General features: G+C 71.7%; 12 protein-coding genes. 10 read left to right on the top strand and 2 right to left on the bottom strand.

Going from position 1 to position 16,910, the window contains the following annotated elements; translation table 11 throughout:
- Positions 1 to 206 precede the first annotated feature (206 nt).
- The 10 genes from OG462_RS17845 (at position 207) to OG462_RS17800 (ending at position 12,465) form a co-directional block, all read left to right on the top strand.
- Entirely contained in the window at positions 207 to 1,082 is an 876-nt protein-coding gene (locus OG462_RS17845; RefSeq protein WP_406058719.1) for an FAD binding domain-containing protein, read from the top strand.
- Entirely contained in the window at positions 1,079 to 2,524 is a 1,446-nt protein-coding gene (locus tag OG462_RS17840) for a (2Fe-2S)-binding protein (RefSeq protein WP_406058717.1), read from the top strand. The genes OG462_RS17845 and OG462_RS17840 overlap by 4 nt, the downstream gene beginning before the upstream one ends.
- Positions 2,521 to 4,845: a xanthine dehydrogenase family protein molybdopterin-binding subunit gene (locus OG462_RS17835; RefSeq protein WP_406058715.1), complete on the top strand. Its 2,325-nt coding sequence runs from the start codon at positions 2,521 to 2,523 to the stop codon at positions 4,843 to 4,845. Before OG462_RS17840 ends, OG462_RS17835 begins: the two co-directional genes overlap by 4 nt.
- A gap of 139 nt (positions 4,846 to 4,984) precedes the next feature.
- A complete protein-coding gene (locus tag OG462_RS17830) occupies positions 4,985 to 5,464 on the top strand; it encodes a hypothetical protein (protein WP_406058713.1) in 480 nt (159 codons plus the stop codon).
- Positions 5,465 to 5,508: 44 nt separating this feature from the next.
- Entirely contained in the window at positions 5,509 to 7,026 is a 1,518-nt protein-coding gene (locus OG462_RS17825; RefSeq protein WP_406058711.1) for a WXG100 family type VII secretion target, read from the top strand.
- 17 nt (positions 7,027 to 7,043) lie between these two features.
- Positions 7,044 to 8,285, top strand: coding sequence for a type VII secretion-associated serine protease mycosin (gene mycP, locus OG462_RS17820; RefSeq protein WP_406058710.1), 1,242 nt, complete (start codon positions 7,044 to 7,046; stop codon positions 8,283 to 8,285).
- A gap of 51 nt (positions 8,286 to 8,336) precedes the next feature.
- A complete protein-coding gene (locus tag OG462_RS17815; RefSeq protein WP_406058708.1) occupies positions 8,337 to 8,753 on the top strand; it encodes a hypothetical protein in 417 nt (138 codons plus the stop codon).
- Between the two features lie 61 nt (positions 8,754 to 8,814).
- Entirely contained in the window at positions 8,815 to 11,133 is a 2,319-nt protein-coding gene (locus OG462_RS17810) for a hypothetical protein (protein WP_406058707.1), read from the top strand.
- Between the two features lie 5 nt (positions 11,134 to 11,138).
- Positions 11,139 to 11,801 carry a hypothetical protein gene (locus OG462_RS17805; RefSeq protein ID WP_406058705.1) on the top strand — a complete coding sequence of 221 codons (663 nt, stop codon included), beginning with the start codon at positions 11,139 to 11,141 and terminating at the stop codon, positions 11,799 to 11,801.
- 16 nt (positions 11,802 to 11,817) lie between these two features.
- Positions 11,818 to 12,465 (top strand): hypothetical protein, encoded by a 648-nt coding sequence (locus OG462_RS17800; protein WP_406058703.1) that lies wholly within the window; start codon positions 11,818 to 11,820, stop codon positions 12,463 to 12,465.
- A 6-nt stretch (positions 12,466 to 12,471) separates the two neighbouring features.
- Here the strand turns inward: OG462_RS17800 and OG462_RS17795 are convergent, their stop codons facing one another.
- Together OG462_RS17795 and OG462_RS17790 are read right to left on the bottom strand one after the other, a co-directional pair.
- Complete coding sequence (locus OG462_RS17795; protein ID WP_406058702.1) at positions 12,472 to 14,571, bottom strand: protein kinase domain-containing protein; 2,100 nt, start codon at positions 14,569 to 14,571, stop codon at positions 12,472 to 12,474.
- Positions 14,572 to 14,660: 89 nt separating this feature from the next.
- Positions 14,661 to 16,838 carry a protein kinase domain-containing protein gene (locus OG462_RS17790; protein ID WP_406058700.1) on the bottom strand — a complete coding sequence of 726 codons (2,178 nt, stop codon included), beginning with the start codon at positions 16,836 to 16,838 and terminating at the stop codon, positions 14,661 to 14,663.
- Positions 16,839 to 16,910: the final 72 nt, after the last annotated feature.

Below are 16,910 nucleotides of genomic sequence, written 5' to 3'. Positions count from 1 at the left end.
CACCCAAGAGCGACGAAACGGAAGTTACCGTCGCTCAGCGGGGCGTCCCGGACGGAACAGTCCTTCGCGGACCCTCGCGCCGGACCGCTCGGAAGATGTGCCAGAGTTGCCACGTCCGGCCTGTGAGCACGTACGGTACGCCCACACGCAGGCGCGACCGCCGGGCACATTCGGGGACCACCGGGACACCGGGAAGGGGCAGCGGGTTGACCACGCACGCACCACAGACGGCGCAGTCCGTGACGCTGCCCGCCTCGCTCGACGAGGCCGTGGCGGCACTCACGGCCATGCCGGCCGCCGTCCCCGTCGCCGGTGGCACCGACCTGATGGCCGCCGTCAACAAGGGGCAGCTCCGCCCCGCCGGACTCGTCGGTCTGAGCCGCATCAACGAGATCCGCGGCTGGCAGTACCAGGACGGCCACGCCCTCCTCGGCGCGGGCCTCACCCACGCGCGCATGGGCCGCCCCGACTTCGCCGCCCTCATCCCCGCCCTCGCCGCCGCCTCCCGCGCAGCCGGACCGCCCCAGATCCGCAACGCGGGCACCCTCGGCGGCAACGTCGTCACCGCGGCGCCCACCGGCGACTCCCTGCCCGTCCTCGCCGCCCTGGAGGCCGACCTGGTCGTCCTCGGGCCGCTGGGCAGCCGCGAGATCCCCGTCTCCCACCTGCTGGCAGGACGTGACCTGCTGGCCCCCGGCGAGCTCGTCGCCTTCGTCCGCGTCCCGCTGCTCCACGCCCCCCAGGTCTTCGTCAAGGCCACCGGCCGCACCGGCCCGGCCCGCGCCACCGCCTCCGTCGCCGTCGTCCTCGACCCGGCCCGGCGCGGGGTGCGCTGCGCGGTCGGCGCCGTCGCGCCGATGCCGCTGCGCCCCCTGGAGGCGGAGCGCTGGATCGCCTCGCTGATCGACTGGGACAACGACCGCGGCCTCGCCCCCGAGGCGCTCGCGGCGTTCGGCGAGTACGTCGCCGCCGCCTGCATCCCGGACCCGCCGGGCGACGAAGTGTTGCCCCCGGCCGTACTGCACCTGCGGCGCACCGTCGCCGCACTCGCCCGACGGGCACTGGGGAGGGCACTGTCGTGAGCAGCAACGAACAGCACGGGAACCAGGGCGGGAGCCCGGGTGGCTGGGAGCCGATCCCGCAGAGCGAGGGGTACGACGGGGACGCCACCGCGTTCGTCCAGCTGCCGCCCGACTTCATGCTGGACGGCGTCCCCCTGGAGGCGCCCGGACACGGCTACGTACCGCCGATGATCACCCCGCTGCAGCCGCTCACCCCGGCCGCGGCGACGGGCACGTGGACGGTGCACGTGCCGACGCAGGCGGAGCAGACGCAGTACTTCGACGGGGCGGAGTACGCCGAGCAGGGCGGGTCCTTCCAGCAGGCCGAGCAGTTCCAGCAGCCGGCGGAGTACGTCGAGCGGTCCGGGTACGCGGAGCGGCAGGGCCACTTCGAGCAGGCCGGGCACACGGGGCACACCGGGCACGCGGAATACGCCGAGCACTTCGAGCAGGACCCGCACGCGACGGCCGAGTGGCGCTTCACGGAGGGGGCGGCGCCCGCCGCCTCCGGCACCACGGGCCAGTGGGAGATCCCGGTCGTACCGGACGCGGCCGAAGAGGCCGGGACGGGGGAGGAGCCGGGCGAGTTCGCCGCCTCGGCCGTCAGGCCGTACGCGGAGGCCCCGGCGACCCTGCCGGGCGGCGCCCCGGCGCCGTGGGCAATTCCCGCGGAGCCGGCGGCGGAGGCCGAGCCGGTCGAACAGACCGAGCCGACCGAGGCGGCTGAGGCGGCCGAGGCGGAGGCGCGGGAGACGGCCGGCGAGCCGGGCGCTGCCGACGCCTCCGACGCGTCCGACCAGACGTCGGAGCCCGACCCCGCCCATGAGCCCGACCCTGAGCCCGCCCCCGCTCCCGAGCCCGAGGCGGGCGCGAACGCCTACGCCTCCACGGACAGCGACGAGCACCCCCACACCTCGTACACCCTCCGCGTCAACGGCGCCGACCGGCCCGTCACCGGCTCCTGGATCGGCGAGTCCCTGCTCTACGTCCTGCGCGAGCGCCTCGGCCTCGCCGGGGCCAAGGACGGCTGCTCGCAGGGCGAGTGCGGCGCGTGCAACGTGCAGGTCGACGGCCGGCTCGTCGCCTCCTGCCTGGTCCCCGCGGCGACCGCCGCCGGGAGCGAGGTGCGGACGGTCGAGGGCCTCGCGGTCGACGGCGAGCCCTCGGACGTGCAGCGGGCCATGGCGAAGTGCGGCACCGTCCAGTGCGGCTTCTGCATCCCCGGTATGTGCATGACCGTGCACGACCTCCTGGAGGGCAACCACGCCCCCACCGAACTCGAGGCCCGCCAGGCACTCGCCGGCAACCTGTGCCGCTGCTCCGGCTACCGGGGCGTCCTCGACGCCGTACGGGACGTCGTGTCCGAGCGCGAGGCGAGCGCCGCGGCCACCGCGTCCGAGGCCGCCGACGAGCCCCGGGTCCCGCACCAGATTCCCCACCCGCACGACGGAGGCATGGCGTGAGCGACGCGATCACCGCCGTTCCCACGGTCCCCGCCCTGGACACCCCCGGGGCCCTGGACCAGGAGCCGGCCGCGCACGGCCTCGGCACCTCGCTTCCGCAGGCCGAGGCGCGGGCGAAGACCGAGGGCACCTTCCCGTACGCCTCCGACCTCTGGGCCGAGGGGCTGCTCTGGGCCGCGATCCTGCGCTCCCCGCACCCGCACGCGCGCATCGTCTCCGTCGACACCAGCGCCGCCACCGCCATGCCGGGCGTACGGGCCGTGGTGACGGCCGCCGACGTGCCGGGCGCGGCGACGTACGGCCGCCGGGTCGCCGACCGTCCGGTCTTCGCCGCCGACCTGGTCCGGCACCACGGCGAGGCGCTCGCCGCCGTCGCCGCCGACCACCCCGACACGGCACGGCTGGCCGCCGCGGCGATCAGCGTCGAGTACGAGGTGCTCGACCCGGTGACCGACCCGGAGAAGGCGTTCGCGGCCGAGGCGCTGCACCCCGACGGGAACCTGATCCGGCACATTCCGCTGCGCTTCGGCGACCCGGACGCGGTGGGCGAGATCGTCGTCGAGGGCCTGTACCGCATCGGCCGCCAGGACCCGGCGCCGATCGGCGCCGAGGCGGGCCTCGCCGTACCGCGCCCCGACGGCGGAGTGGAGCTCTACACCGCCTCGACCGACCCGCACACCGACCGGGACCTCGCCGCCGCCTGCTTCGGGCTGCCGCCCGAGCAGGTCAAACTGGTCGTCACCGGCGTCCCCGGTGCCACCGGCGACCGCGAGGACCCGGGCTTCCAGATCCCGCTGGGCCTCCTCGCGCTGCGTACCGGGTGCCCGGTCAAGCTCACCGCTACGCGCGAGGAGTCCTTCCTCGGCCACGCCCACCGGCACCCCACCCTGCTGCGCTACCGCCACCACGCGGACGCGGAAGGACGCCTGGTGAAGGTGGAGGCGCAGATCCTGCTCGACGCGGGCGCGTACGCCGACTCCTCCTCCGAGTCCCTCGCGGCGGCCGTGGCCTTCGCCTGCGGCCCGTACGTCGTCCCGCACGCCTTCGTCGAGGGCTGGGCGGTCCGTACGAACAACCCGCCGTCCGGCCATGTGCGGGGCGAGGGCGCGATGCAGGTGTGCGCGGCGTACGAGGCGCAGATGGACAAACTGGCGGCGAAACTGGGCGTGGACCCGGCCGAGCTGCGCATGCGGAACGTCATGGCGACCGGCGACATCCTGCCGACCGGCCAGACGGTGACATGCCCCGCCCCGGTGGCCGAACTCCTGGCCGCTGTACGGGACTTCCCGCTGCCTCCGCTCCCCAAGGACACCCCCGAGGGCGAATGGCTGCTGCCGGGCGGCCCCGAGGGCGCGGGCGAACCGGGCGCGGTACGGCGGGGCGTGGGCTACGCGCTGGGCATGGTGCACATGCTGGGCGCGGAGGGCGCCGACGAGGTCTCCACCGCCACCGTACGGGTCCAGGAGGGCGTGGCGACGGTCATCTGCGCGGCCGTGGACACCGGTTCGGGCTTCTCGACGCTCGCCCGCCAGATCGTGCAGGACACCCTCGGCATCGACGAGGTCCACGTGGCCCCCGTCGACACCGACCAGCCGCCGGCCGGTCCGGCCGCCCACGGCCGCCACACCTGGGTCTCCGGCGGGGCCGTGGAACGGGCCGCGAAGATGGTCCGCACCCAGCTCCTCCAGCCGCTGGCCCACCAGTTCGGCATGTCGACGGAGCTCCTCCAGATCACCGACGGCAAGATCACCTCGTACGACGGAGTCCTCTCGACGACCGTCACCGAGGCGATGGACGGCAAGGAACTCTGGGCCACCGCCCAGTGCCGCCCGCACCCGACGGAGCCGCTCGACGAGGCGGGCCAGGGCGACGCGTTCGTCGGCCTCGCGTTCTGCGCGATCCGCGCGGTGGTCGACGTGGACATCGAACTCGGCGCCGTACGCGTCGTGGAGATGGCCGTCGCCCAGGACGTCGGCCGCGTCCTCAACCCGGCCCAGCTCACCACCCGCATCGAGGCGGGCGTCACCCAGGGCGTCGGCGCGGCCCTCACGGAGAACCTCCGCACCGCCCGCGGCCTGGTCCGCCACCCCGACTTCACGGGCTACGCACTCCCGACATCCCTGGACGCCCCGGACATTCGCATCGTGAAACTGGTCGAGGAACGCGACGTCGTCGCACCCTTCGGCGCGAAGGCCGCGAGCGCAATCCCGGTCGTCACCTCACCCGCCGCAGTGGCCTCAGCGGTACGCGCGGCGACGGGCCGCCCGGTCAACCGCCTCCCGATCCGCCCGCAGGCGGCCGTGGCCGTGCCCAATTCGTAACCATGTGATGTCCGTTGCTTGTGCAACCTGGAGGTGCGCACTGTCGTCGTTCCTGACTACAGTGGACTTCTAGACTCGGTAGTAGACGTCAGGTAGTTCGACGTCACGGCATGGTGGTACACGGGGGAGGAGCGCGGGCATGGAAGCCGACGTGGGCGGGGGCGCGTACGGGATGCGGCCGATGAGTGCCGATGCGGTGCGCTACAACACGGAATCGATGTCGGAGTTCAAGACGAGCATCGACGGTCTGATCGAGATGCTCACCTCCTCCGAGGCCGACAAGGGCAAGATGAAGTCGGACCCGGTGGTGCGCAATCAGTTCGGCGGGGGTGGTGGCGCCTGGGCCGAGGCATCAGGCGTCTACGACTCGTACAACACCGTCCTTCGGCAGCTGACGGAGCTCTCCGGTCTGCTGCAGGACTGCCTGGAGGGCCTTGGCATCGCGGTCATCGCGTCCAAGGACGGCTTCGAGCAGATGGACGACGACGTCAAGCGGAAGATGATCAACATCCACCAGCGGACTGACGACGCCAAGACGAAGGCGGACCGCGAAGCGGGCCGCACCGCCCCGGACGACGGGGCCGGCCAGACGGCCAGGGGCGACGGCTCCCTCCAGTAGGTGGGTGCGGACGGAATGTCGGGGACACGGGGAAGAGGCGAAGGATGAGGCCTGCAGAGGGCGGCGGAGGCGGCGGCGGAACGGACTTCCGCTCGATGTCCCACAAGCAGATGCTGGAGTGGCTGGACGAAGCCAGTACGTTCTACGTCGGTAACGCGGCGGGGCGGTTGAAGACGGCTGCCGCGGAGATGCATCGCATCGCCGCGCAGCTCAAGAACCGCTCCGGCCGCGTGGAGTGGGAGGGCGAGGCGGAGAAGGCGTTCAACGAGTGGGCCGACAGTGTCGTGAGCTCGACACACGCGCTCGGCGACTACAGCACGGATGCGTCCACGTGGATGGACAACGCAGCCGAGGCCATCGCCACCGCGCAGAGCGCCACTCCGCGCTACACCTCCCACGAGTCGGCCAAGGCGAACCTCGCAGCCGCGCAGAAGTACCGCAACGACCCCGACTCGCAGACCATCGCGCGCAACGCCAAGAGCCAGATGGCCGCCAGCGAGGAACTCCAGGCCATCGAGGCCAAGGAGAAGGCGAACCAGCAGGCGGCGGCGGCCGAAATGGAGAAGCTCTCCTCCTCGTACCAGTGGTCGAGCTTCAACATGACGAACCTCAAGCCGCCGACGTTCCCGCCGCCGCCGGGTGACTTTGTGCCGGCGGACGCAGGTGACCGCGGTACCGGGTCCACTTCCAGCGGCTACACGTCACAGGGCGAGAGGCACTCCGCGAACACGGAGACGAGCACGGGGACGCGCACCACACGCTCGCAGCCCGAGACCCGGACCACCCCCGACTCGAACGTCGTCCAGCCCACGGGCGACCCGACCGGGCCCACACATGTCGTACGCCCCGGGGTCCGCCCCGACGTACCCGTGGACCTCGGCATCGACAGCGTCGACACCAAGACGCCGCCGACCACGACCGGACCGACGACGCAGCCCCCGGGCTCTCCGCCGCCGATCACCAAGCCGGACGGCAGTGCGCCTCCGTTCGTGACCACCACCGGCATGCCCCCGCTCCCCTCGAAGGGTGGCCCGGGAACGCCGCCTCCCACCGGCCCCGTCACCGGCGGCACGCGCAACCCGATGAACACCGGCCCGCGCGGCCTTCCGACCGGTCCCGGCCCGCTGGGCGGCCCCCGCGAGGGCATCAGCGGCGGCAAGGCGGTGCCCAACACGAACGGGCGTCCCCAGACCGGCCTCCCACGCAGCACCGTCATCGGCAATGAGCAGGGCGGACGCAACGGCACAGGCATGGGTCGCGGCATGGGCGGCGGTATGGGCAGCCCGATGGGCGGCGGCATGGGCGCCGGACAGAACGGCATCACCGGCGGCCGCCGTCTCGCCGGCGAGACCGGCGGAGTCGTCGGCGGCAAGGCGCAGCGCGCAGGCGCCGCCGGCGGCGCCGCGCGTCCCTTCACGCCCGGTGGCTCCGGCCTCGTGCGCGGAGGCTCCACGCAGCCCGGCGACCGCGAGGAGACGAACGGAGAGCGTCCCGACTACCTTGTCGAGGACGAGGAGACCTGGCAGCAGGGGCGCCGCGTGGCGCCGCCCGTCATCGACTGATCAGCGCGAGGAAGCAGATGCGTACCAGCAGTATTCGTCGGAGCCGTGCCCGAGTCACCGCCTCGGCCGCCTTGGGGATGCTGCTGGTGGGCATCGCTTCCGTACCCGCCCACGCAGAGGGCGTCCGGGACCGGCAGTGGCACCTGGACACTTTCGGCGCCGAGAAGATCTGGCAGCTCAGCACGGGCAAGGGCGTCACTGTCGCCGTCATCGACAGCGGAGTGGAGAAGCAGGGCCCGGACCTCACGGGCCAGGTACTCAAGGGCAAGGATTTCGCGCCGGACGAAACCGGTGACGAGTTCACGGACTACACCGGACACGGCACGGACATGGCCGGTCTCATCGCGGGCACGGGCAAGGCCAACGGAGGCAAGGGCGCGTTCGGGCTCGCTCCCGAGGCCAAGATCCTCTCCGTACGGGTGCCGGGAGCGGAGGGCGGCAAGAAGAGCCAGGCGGCGGCAGACCGTGAGTTCAACACGGTCATGCCCGAAGCCATCCGCTTCGCCGTCGACTCCGGTGCCAAGGTCCTCAACATCTCGCAGGGTGCCACGGCAGGTTCCCAGCAGCTCACGGACGCCGTGAAGTACGCCCTGGACAAGGGCTCCCTGGTCTTCGCCTCCGTCGGCAACACGGGCGACAAGTCCAACAGAGTGGAGTACCCAGGCGCGACCCCCGGTGTCGTCGGTGTCGGCGCGATCGACAAGAAGCTGGCGCGTCTTCCCATGTCCCAGTACGGCCCGCAGGTCGACATGGTGGCCCCTGGCAAGGACACCGTCGCCGCCTGCAGTGGCAGCCGCGTCTGCACCTCCAGCGGTACCAGTAACGCCACCGCCCTCGCCTCCGCCTCCGCCGCGCTCATCTGGTCGAAGCACCCCGACTGGACCAACAACCAGGTCCTGAAGGTCATGCTCAACACCATCGCCGCGCCTACCGAGGGCGGCGGCAAGCGCAGCGACTACATCGGCTTCGGGGCCATCCGGCCGCTCCGGGCGCTGAAGACGCCCGGTGACCCCGGTCCGGCCGGCGTCCGGCCCATCGACGACCTCAGCGAGACCGTGACGCCGTCCGGCTCCGCCTCCGCCTCGGCGGACCCGGCTCCGGCGGAGTCCTCCGTCGCCCCCGCCCCTGCACCGGCCGCAACCCAGGCCGCGAGCGAAGACGGCGGCAACACCGGCCTCTGGATCGGCCTCGGCATCGGCGCGGCCGTGCTGATCGGTGCCGCCGTCGCCGTACCCGTACTCCGTTCGCGGCGGAGCTGAGTTCATCCCTGCACTGCCGCTGACCATCCGTGACTCACATGGGGGAAGTAGATGTCGTTCGACGAGGAATGGAGCCAAGTCCGCAGCGAGAGCGCGGCGATGAGGCTCAACAGCGTGCCCGCCGAGGGTGGCGGTGGTGGTGGTCCCAGTGATTACAAGGTGACCTCCGCCGATCTCAAGGCCATCGGCAACGAGGCCCAGGAGCTCTTCCACTGGTTCGAGCGGGACGCCTTCCACGCGGGCGCCCAGACCGATGCGGCGGCCAAGAGCCTTGATGGCGACGGGTTCCAGACCGGGTCGGCGATGTGGACCATGTGGGACATGTGGCGCGACCAGGCCGAGACGCTCATCAGTGCTTGTGCGCACATCCACAACCACCTTGAGGACACGGTCACCAGCCACGCCAACCATGAAGAAGTGCTGATCACGAACTTCTCCATGTCCACGATCGACGAGCACTTCAAGTAAGCCGAAGGCACGGCACGGCATGGCACGGCGCGGTACGGAAACGGCTGACGAGGGACGTTAGATGCTGAAGTTCGACCAGGTACTCCACGCTCGGCTCGGAAGCCTCCAGGAGGCTTCCTCAGTCTGGTCGGAGGCGGTGTCCAAGCTGGAGAAGAGCAAGGACAAGGCCGAGACCGGCCTCAAGGGCAAGGCGGAGAAGGCCGATTGGAAGGGCGAGAACGCCGGGGTGACCCAGGCGTTCGTCAGGAAGACCGCCAAGGAGTTCGGCGACGCCCTCATAGGGGCGACCAGTATCCGCAACATCCTGCGTGACGCCCACACCGAGTTCCAGGCGGCGAAGAGCGAGCTGGAGAAGCTGGTCGAGCAGGCCCCGGGCAAGGGCATCCGCATCGACCAGGACGGCGTCGTCAGCTACCTGATCCACCCCGACCGCCGGGCCAAGGACTACGACGGCCCCAAGCCCGAACAGGCCGACTTCGAGGCGATGCGGTCGGCGATCAAGGCCGCGATCGACCGGGCGAACAACGCCGACGACGTGGCATCGCGCGCGCTGCGCGGCCTCGTCGGCACGGACAAGAACAACTTCTCCGGTACGAGCTACGACTCGCTCGCCGCCGCCTCGAAGGTGCAGGACGCCGAGGACGCGCACGCCGCCTACGAGCTGTACAAGAAGGGCGACGACGCCACCCCGGCGGAGATCGACAAGCTCAACGCCCTCTTCAAGGCCAACCAGAAGGACCCGTACTTCGCCGAGAAGTTCGCCCTGGAGGTCGGACCGAAGGGCTCCATGGAGTACTGGGCCGACATGGGCGACCCGAGCGACGGCTCGCGCCTCGGTGTCGACCACCGCGACAAGCTGAAGGAACTCCAGACGAACTGGAGTATGACGCTCGCCACCGCGACCCACTCCACCAGCCCCGAGATGGAGCAGTGGAAGGCCGACGTCATCAAGGCCGGCGGCGAGCCCATCCAGACGCGCGGCACCAGCCCGTACGGCTTCCAGGTCATGAGCAACCTGATGCGGGTCGGCGACTACGACGACAAGTTCCTGAAGGACTACGGCAACGGGCTCGTCATCACCGAGCGGAAGATGACGCACGACGGCCGGCTGCCCGCCGACCGCGCCTGGCACGCGATGAACGGCATGCCGTCCCACCTGAACTGGCAGGGCGGCGACCTCGGCAACGACCCCATGATCGGTTTCATGGAGGGGCTCGGGCACAACCCCAAGGCGTCGACGGACTTCTTCAACAGCAGCATCGACCTCACGCCCGAGAACGCCAAGGACGACAAGAAGATCGACCCGTTCGACTACTTCACCAAGGACCGCGAGTGGCCCGAGGAGCTCAACGACAAGGGTGACAGGACCAAGGAGCCCGGCTACAACGCGCTCGGCCACGCCCTGGAGTCCGCGACCACCGGCCACCCGTACGACGCCGAGACCGAGGGCCTCAAGGACGTACGGACCAAGGAGAACGCGGAGGTCATGCAGAAGGTCGTCGAGCGGTACGGCGACGACCCCAAGTACATGCACAAGCAGCCGGGCATCGACGACAGCCTCGGCAAGATGGGTGCCGCCTACATCGACGAGCTGAACCGCTCCCTGGAGACGGACAGCGACACGACGATGGAGGAGAAGAAGAACTCGCCCTTCGGCAACAACGACGACAAGGGCAAGTCCCGGTTCGGCGAGGAGTTCGACACCGGGCTGCTCTGGAACCGCGGCGACGCGGTCAACTTCATGGGCATCGTGTCGCAGAGCGAGACGGGGCACTCGACGCTCTCGGCCGCCGAGACGCTGTACACGACGAGCGTCCTCGACGAGGTCGGCCCCAAGCCGGGATCCACCTTCGACGACCGTGACCTCACCGACGCCCGGACGACCCTGCGCATCGGGTCGGAGGCGCAGGGAATCATGGACGAGTCCCGCATGGCGCAGATCGACAAGGACTACGAGAAGGACTCCGAGGAGCACAAGAAGGCCGTCGGCAGGACGACCGAATGGGTCAAGTTCGGGGTCGGCGCGGCCGCCGCGGGCGGTGTCGTCGCCCTGACGGGCGGCGCCGGTGGCGTACTCGTACCGCTGGCCGCCGAGACGGTGGGCGGGGCCGTGACGACCTTCATCGGCATGGAGGCCGACGACATGGCCGAGAAGTACGAGAAGGACGACCTGCTCAAGAAGAAGTCCGACGACCTGAAGGACGAGGCACTGGCCATGGGCAAGGAGAACTCGCTCAGGCCGGGCATCGCCTACGCGAACGCCCCCGGCTGGAGCGAGCGGGACCGGAACTACCTCGACGAGGAGCTGGTCAAGTACGTCCGGGACTCGCGCATGCACTCCCGCGACAACTCGCTCCCCGACCCGTACGAGAAGAAGTGACGGACATGCGGTCTGCGCTGACGCGACTTGGGGCGGCTGTGGCCGTGGCCGCCCTCCTCACGAGCTGCTCCGGAGGGAACGACGACGGCGGCGCCGAGGAAGCGAAGGGCCTGGCGGCCGCCGAGGTCTGCGGCGGCTTCGCCAAGGACGGGGCGGCCGCGACGGCGCTCAAGGCCGTCCTGGGCAGCGAGCGTTTTGAGGACGACCTGTCGAAGCCGGACAAGGCTCTCGCCGGGCTGCGTGACGATGCTGCCGCGCCGTGGGACGACTCCTACCGGCCGCAGGCGGTGCGCTATTGCGGCCTCCGGCCCGTCGAGGGTGGACCGAAGGACCTCAAGATCGAGGTGGGCGCGGTGGGGAAGGGCCCGTACCTGGGCTCGAAGCTTGCCCCGAAGGTGACCTCCTATACCTCGGGACTTGAGGCCTTCACCTCCTCCGGTCTGGGCTCTGTCTACTTCTCCTGCCGCCTCAAGGCACCCGCCCACGAGATCGTCGTCGAGACGACCATCTGGGGCCCGGCGGGCGTCCCGGAGACGGATCTGGAGCAGCGGACCCGCCTGATCACCCTCGCCAATGCGGCGGCCCGGCAGGTCTCCAAGGAACTGGGCTGCGAGAAGGACGGGCTCGCGACGGGCGTGCCCTCGCCCACCGCGAATCCGACGTCCTGAGAAGGCCCTTCACTCCATGCGATCCACCGTCCACAAGCTCGTGCTGTCGGCCGCCGTTCTCGTGATGGCGGCGGTCGGCTGCACTCCGGGCTCCGACAGCGCGACCTCCGAGGGGCAGTCGGCATCGGAGGTCTGCGGCGGATTCGCCGCAGACCCCGCCGCGGCCGCCGCCCTGGAGGCCATCGCAGGCAAGGGCGCCTCGCTGACGAGTGACGGGTCCGAGCCGGACAGGGTCGTCACCGACCTGCGGAAGGCGGCCCGGACGCCGCAGAGCGGCAAGCAGCGGATGAAGGGCATCCCGTTCTGCACGCTGGAGACGGCCGGGGACGAGAAGAATGTTCTGAGCATCACCCTCCGTGAGGCTCTCGCCGTCCCCGTGTCCGATGCCTCGAAGGAGTTCGTGACGACCTACGCCACCGGTCGGCTGGCGACCTCGTCCGACCTCTTCGCCTCGCTCTACTTCACGTGCCGGGTGAAGGCGCCGGCCCATGACATCCTCCTCGCCGCCGAGCTGGAGCGGGCGGACGAGAACGAGGCCGACCATCCGGGGATCAGGGACCAGCAGATCACCCTCGCCAACGCGGCGGCCCAGTACGTCGCCGCCGAGCTGGGGTGTGCGGGCACGGGGCTGGTCAAGGGCGTGCCGGCGAAGGCGCGGTCGTGAGGCGACCTACACCCCGAGCACCGGGAACGCCCCGATCCGGCCGCCCCGGGCGATGAAGACGCGGTTGCCGCCGCTCGCCAGCTGGTAGGTGCCCTGGCGCTGCATCTCGATGACGAAGAGGCGCGCGTGGGTGGCCTTGTGGACGACCTGTACGTGGCTGATGTCCGGGGAGTGGAGCCAGACCGTCGCGCCCTCGACGGCCGGCGGGTTGACGGTGCCGGGGCCTGTTCCGTCCATGACCTCGTACCAGTCGGAGACGGGGAAGCTGACGTCCCGCATGGTGGAGTACCGGTAGGCGTTGTAGCTGTTCATCGCGAAGACGAGGCCACCGGTGGCGGTGGGCGTGCCCCAGACGCCCGCGCTGCTCTTGGCCTCCTCCTCCCACAGGGAGTCGCCGCGGTCGAGGCGGCGGGCCGTCAGTTTGCGGCCGCCGAAGTAGGCGGCGTTGTTGTCGCCGAGTGCGGGGGCCTGGCCGTCGGTGCCCTGGCCCTTGAGCTCCCAGTCCGTCTCGCCCGTCGCCGTGTACAGGGCGGCGCACAGGCCGTCCCTGCCGTGGATCACGAGCCGCTTCCTTCCCACGACCGCCTTCGCCGGTCCGTTCTGGGAGCGCGGGGACGTCATCGGGCGCGTCCAGGTGGTGGCCAGGGTCCAGGCATCGACGGCCCGCAGTTCGTTGTCCTTCGTCACCAGGTAGACGTGCGTGTCGTCCGCGGCGAGGACGTCGTCGACGTCGGACTGGGTCTGCCAGACGGGGGCGCCGGTGGAGGCGACGAACGCGTTCAGGACGCCGTTCTTGTCGACACCGACGACGAGCCGGTCGGCGACGGAGACGAATCCGGCGTCCGCGTCGATGTCCTTGGCGCGCCAGCGTTCCTTGCCGTTCGTGACGGACAGGGCGAGCAGACCGCCCGTCTTCGCCTGCACGATCACCACGTCCCGTACGGGCAGCGGAAGTTCGCCGTCGGCCGCCATCACGTCGAGCGGTCCCCACAGGGCCTTCGGGGCTTCGCCCGGCTTCATGTCGATGGCCGAGACGAACGCGGCCTCGGGGGTTGCCACGGCGGGTGGCACATCGGCCGTCGGTGACTTCTCCTCGCCGCGGTTCAGCCACCAGGCGCCCGCCCCGCCCCCTGCACCCAGGACCGCCACGCCCACGGCGGCGCCGGTGAGGAAGCGGCGCCGGGACGGCGCGGAGGAGGTGACGACGGTGTCCGCCGGCGCCGCCAGGCGCTTCGTGGCGGCTTCCCGGCGCTTGATGTCCTCGGCGAGCGGGCCCTTGCGCCAGGCGCGGTCGGCGCCCTTCGGCGGGGCGAAGGCCTCGGCGACCTGCGGGGGTGCCGGGCGGTACGCCGGGTCCTTCGCGAGGCACGGCCCGATCAGCTCCTGGAGCTCCGGCGGGACGAGGCTCAGGTCCGGGGTGCCGTGCACGACCTCGTACTGGACGGCCGGCACGTGGGCGCCGTCGAAGGTGCGCCGGCCGCTCGCCGCGTACGCGAGGACCGCGCCGAGCGAGAAGACGTCCGAGGCCGGTCCGACCCGCTGTCCGAGGACCTGCTCGGGAGCCCCGTACCCCGGGGTGACCGGGATCTGGCCCGTCGTCGTCAGGGTGAGGCCGTGTTCGGGGCGTGCGATGCCGAAGTCGATGATGCGGGGGCCGGTGGAGGTGAGCACGATGTTCGCCGGCTTGAGGTCGCGGTGGATCAGGCCGGCCGCGTGGATGTCGTGCAGGGTGCGGGCGAGCTGGGCGGCGAGGGCGCGGACCGTCGGCACGTCCATCGGCCCGTACGCCCGGACGGCCTCGTCGAGCGTCGGCCCGGCGAGGAACTCTGCGGCGATCCACGGCCGTCCGCCCTCGGTCTGCGCGCCGAGGACCCGGGCGACGCCCTTGCTGGTGACGGCCCGGGCCATGTCGGCCTCGCGGACGAAGCGCTGCGCGAGGTGCTGGTCGTGGGCGAGTTCGGGGCGCAGGACCTTGACGGCCGCGGGCGCTCCGGCGCCGTCCCGGCCCACGTACACCTTGCCCATGCCGCCCTCGCCGAGGACGCCGAGCAGGCGGTAGGGGCCGAGCCGGAGCGGGTCGCCGGTGGCGAGGGGCTGCGTGGTCACGGGGTGTCTCCGGGATGCTGGGATCGAGGGTCGAGGGTCGAGGGCGGGTTGGGCTGTGGGACGAAGGCCGGAGGCGCGGGGCCCGGTGGTCAGGCGAAGGGGAGGGCCACGACGGACGACGCTCCCGCCCCGACGATCCGGGTCCGCGACGTGTCGACGACGTACCGGGTGGCCTCCGTGGGGAACACCCAGGCCGAGCGGCGGGTCACCCGGTCGATGGCACTCAGACCGCCGCGGACGGGCGCGTACACGTACTTCGTCCCGACCACCGGGACCGTGTAGAGCTCCGGGGTCAGACTGCGGCCCGAGAGCGCCTCCTCCCAGCGCTTGACGCCCTTGTCGGCGCTGACGACCACGAGTCCGCGGCCGGCCGCGTTCGCGTGGACGAGACCGCCCGAGACGGCGGGGAGCCCGAACGCGGAGCCTTTGCCGTACTCCCAGGCGACACCGCCGTCGGTGAGGCGCAGCGCCCGGAGGCGGTCACCGCCGAGGTAGAGGTGCTGGTCGTCGGTGGCGAGCTGGCCGGGGCGGTAGCCCTGGGACTCCTCGAGCGGGATGTTCCGGCGCCACAACTGGTGACCGGTGCGCAGGTCCCTCGCCTGGACGTTGAAGGACAGCAGGTCCTCGCTGTTCTTGCCGAGCACCAGCCGGTTGCCGACGATCCGCGACAGCCAGGGGCGGGCATTGGTGTCCGTGTGGGGCTGCCGCCATGCCTCCTTGCCCGTGCGCAGGTTGACGGCGATCAGATGCCAGCCGGTGTTGCTGTCCTCGTCGTTCCTGCCGCCCACCCGGGACGAGGCGTAGAGCACGCCGCCCGCCGCGGTGAGGAGTTCCGTACCGAACTGGGAGCCCTCGAAGCCCTTGAGCGTGATCGTCCCGGCGGCCGCCTTGCCGGTGCGGGCGGCGAGCGTACCGATCTGCAGGGCGGACGGTCCCTCGACCGGGTAGGTGGACGTGTAGAAGTTCGTGCCGTCCGTGGTGATCTGCTTGGGGTCGGAGGCCATCGTGTCCTCCCACAGCACCGCCCCGCTCTGCGGATCGAATGCCCGGAACGATGCCGTCTCCGCGAACCCCACGACACCCCCGGCGAGCAGCGGCGTGACGCTCTCCTCGCGGTCCAGGGACTCGCCCCGCCACAGCGCGGCGGGCGCGCCGTCCGAGGCGGTGGTGGCGGGGATGGCGGTGGGGCCTGCGGTGGCGCCGCCCTTGCCCGCCGTACCGTCGGCGTCGTTGTTCGAACCCAGCCAGGCCCACACCCCGACGCCCGCTCCCGCCGCCCCGAGCAGTGCCGCGCCGCCCACCGAGAACAGCCGTCGCCGCGAGAGCGGAGTGCTCGCCACGGTCTCCGCCACCGCCGAGTCCGTCGGGGCCGGCAGGCGGTGGGGGGCGTGGAGCCAGACGTCGGTCGCGCGGCGGGCGATGTCGGTGAGGAGCAGGGGCGGGAGGTGGTCGGCGAACTCGCCGTGGCCGTCGTGGAGTCGGTCGACCAGGGTGCTGGTGGTGGGGCGGGCGGCCGGGTCCTTGGACAGGCAGGCCGTCAGGAGGGGGAGCAGTGCTTCCGGTACGCCGGTGAGGTCGGGGTCGGCGTAGCGGACGCGGTAGAGGAGGTCGGCGGCGGAGCCCGTACCGAAGGGGCCGTGGCCGGTCGCGGCGAAGACGAGGACGCCGGCGAGCGCGAACACGTCGCCCGCGGGCGGGTGTTCCTGGCCGCTCGCCTGTTCCGGCGACATGAAGGCGGGTGTGCCGGCCGCCGCGCCCGTACGGGTGAGGTGGTCGTCTCCGGCCGCGCGCGCGATGCCGAAGTCGATGATCTTCGGGCCGTATGCGGTGACGAGGACGTTCGAGGGCTTGAGGTCGCGGTGGACCACGTCCGAGGAGTGCAGCTGCGCCAGCGCCCCGGCGAGCGCGGCGCCGAGGGCGCGGACGGTCGGCTCGGGAAGCGGGCCGCCGAGCGCGACCGCGTCGTCGAGCGGCGGACCGAGGACGTACTCGGTGGCCAGCCACGGCGTCTCGGCCAGCGGATCGGCGTCGACGACGGCCGCGCCGTGGCGCGCGCCGATGATCCGCGCCGCGTCCGTCTCCAGGCGGAAACGCGCCCGGAAGGCGGGGTCGGTGGCGAGGCGCGCGTGCACGGTCTTCAGCGCGACGGTACGACCGCCGGGGGTGCGCGCCAGATAGACGGTGCCCATGCCGCCGGAGCCGAGGCGGGCGATGAGTCGGTACGTGGCGACCGCGGCCGGGTCGTCGTGGGTCAGGGGCGACAGCATGGATGAGGTCCGTCAGGTCCGGGGGGAGGGGAAGGGGAAGGGAACGGGGAAGGGGAAGGGGCCGGTTTCGTG

This window comes from Streptomyces sp. NBC_01077, assembly GCF_045162855.1.
GTDB lineage: Bacteria > Actinomycetota > Actinomycetes > Streptomycetales > Streptomycetaceae > Streptomyces.
Note: the sequence above shows the minus strand (reverse complement) of the source record. Positions and strands in the feature narration are given on the sequence as shown.

Excerpts from the sequence above, each read along its gene's own strand:
- OG462_RS17830 (WP_406058713.1), top strand. The coding sequence starts at position 4,985 with ATGGAAGCCGACGTGGGCGGGGGCGCGTACGGGATGCGGCCGATGAGT.
- OG462_RS17825 (WP_406058711.1), top strand. The coding sequence starts at position 5,509 with ATGAGGCCTGCAGAGGGCGGCGGAGGCGGCGGCGGAACGGACTTCCGC.
- mycP (WP_406058710.1), top strand. The coding sequence starts at position 7,044 with ATGCGTACCAGCAGTATTCGTCGGAGCCGTGCCCGAGTCACCGCCTCG.
- OG462_RS17815 (WP_406058708.1), top strand. The coding sequence starts at position 8,337 with ATGTCGTTCGACGAGGAATGGAGCCAAGTCCGCAGCGAGAGCGCGGCG.
- OG462_RS17810 (WP_406058707.1), top strand. The coding sequence starts at position 8,815 with ATGCTGAAGTTCGACCAGGTACTCCACGCTCGGCTCGGAAGCCTCCAG.
- OG462_RS17805 (WP_406058705.1), top strand. The coding sequence starts at position 11,139 with ATGCGGTCTGCGCTGACGCGACTTGGGGCGGCTGTGGCCGTGGCCGCC.
- OG462_RS17800 (WP_406058703.1), top strand. The coding sequence starts at position 11,818 with ATGCGATCCACCGTCCACAAGCTCGTGCTGTCGGCCGCCGTTCTCGTG.
- OG462_RS17790 (WP_406058700.1), bottom strand. The coding sequence starts at position 16,838 with ATGCTGTCGCCCCTGACCCACGACGACCCGGCCGCGGTCGCCACGTAC.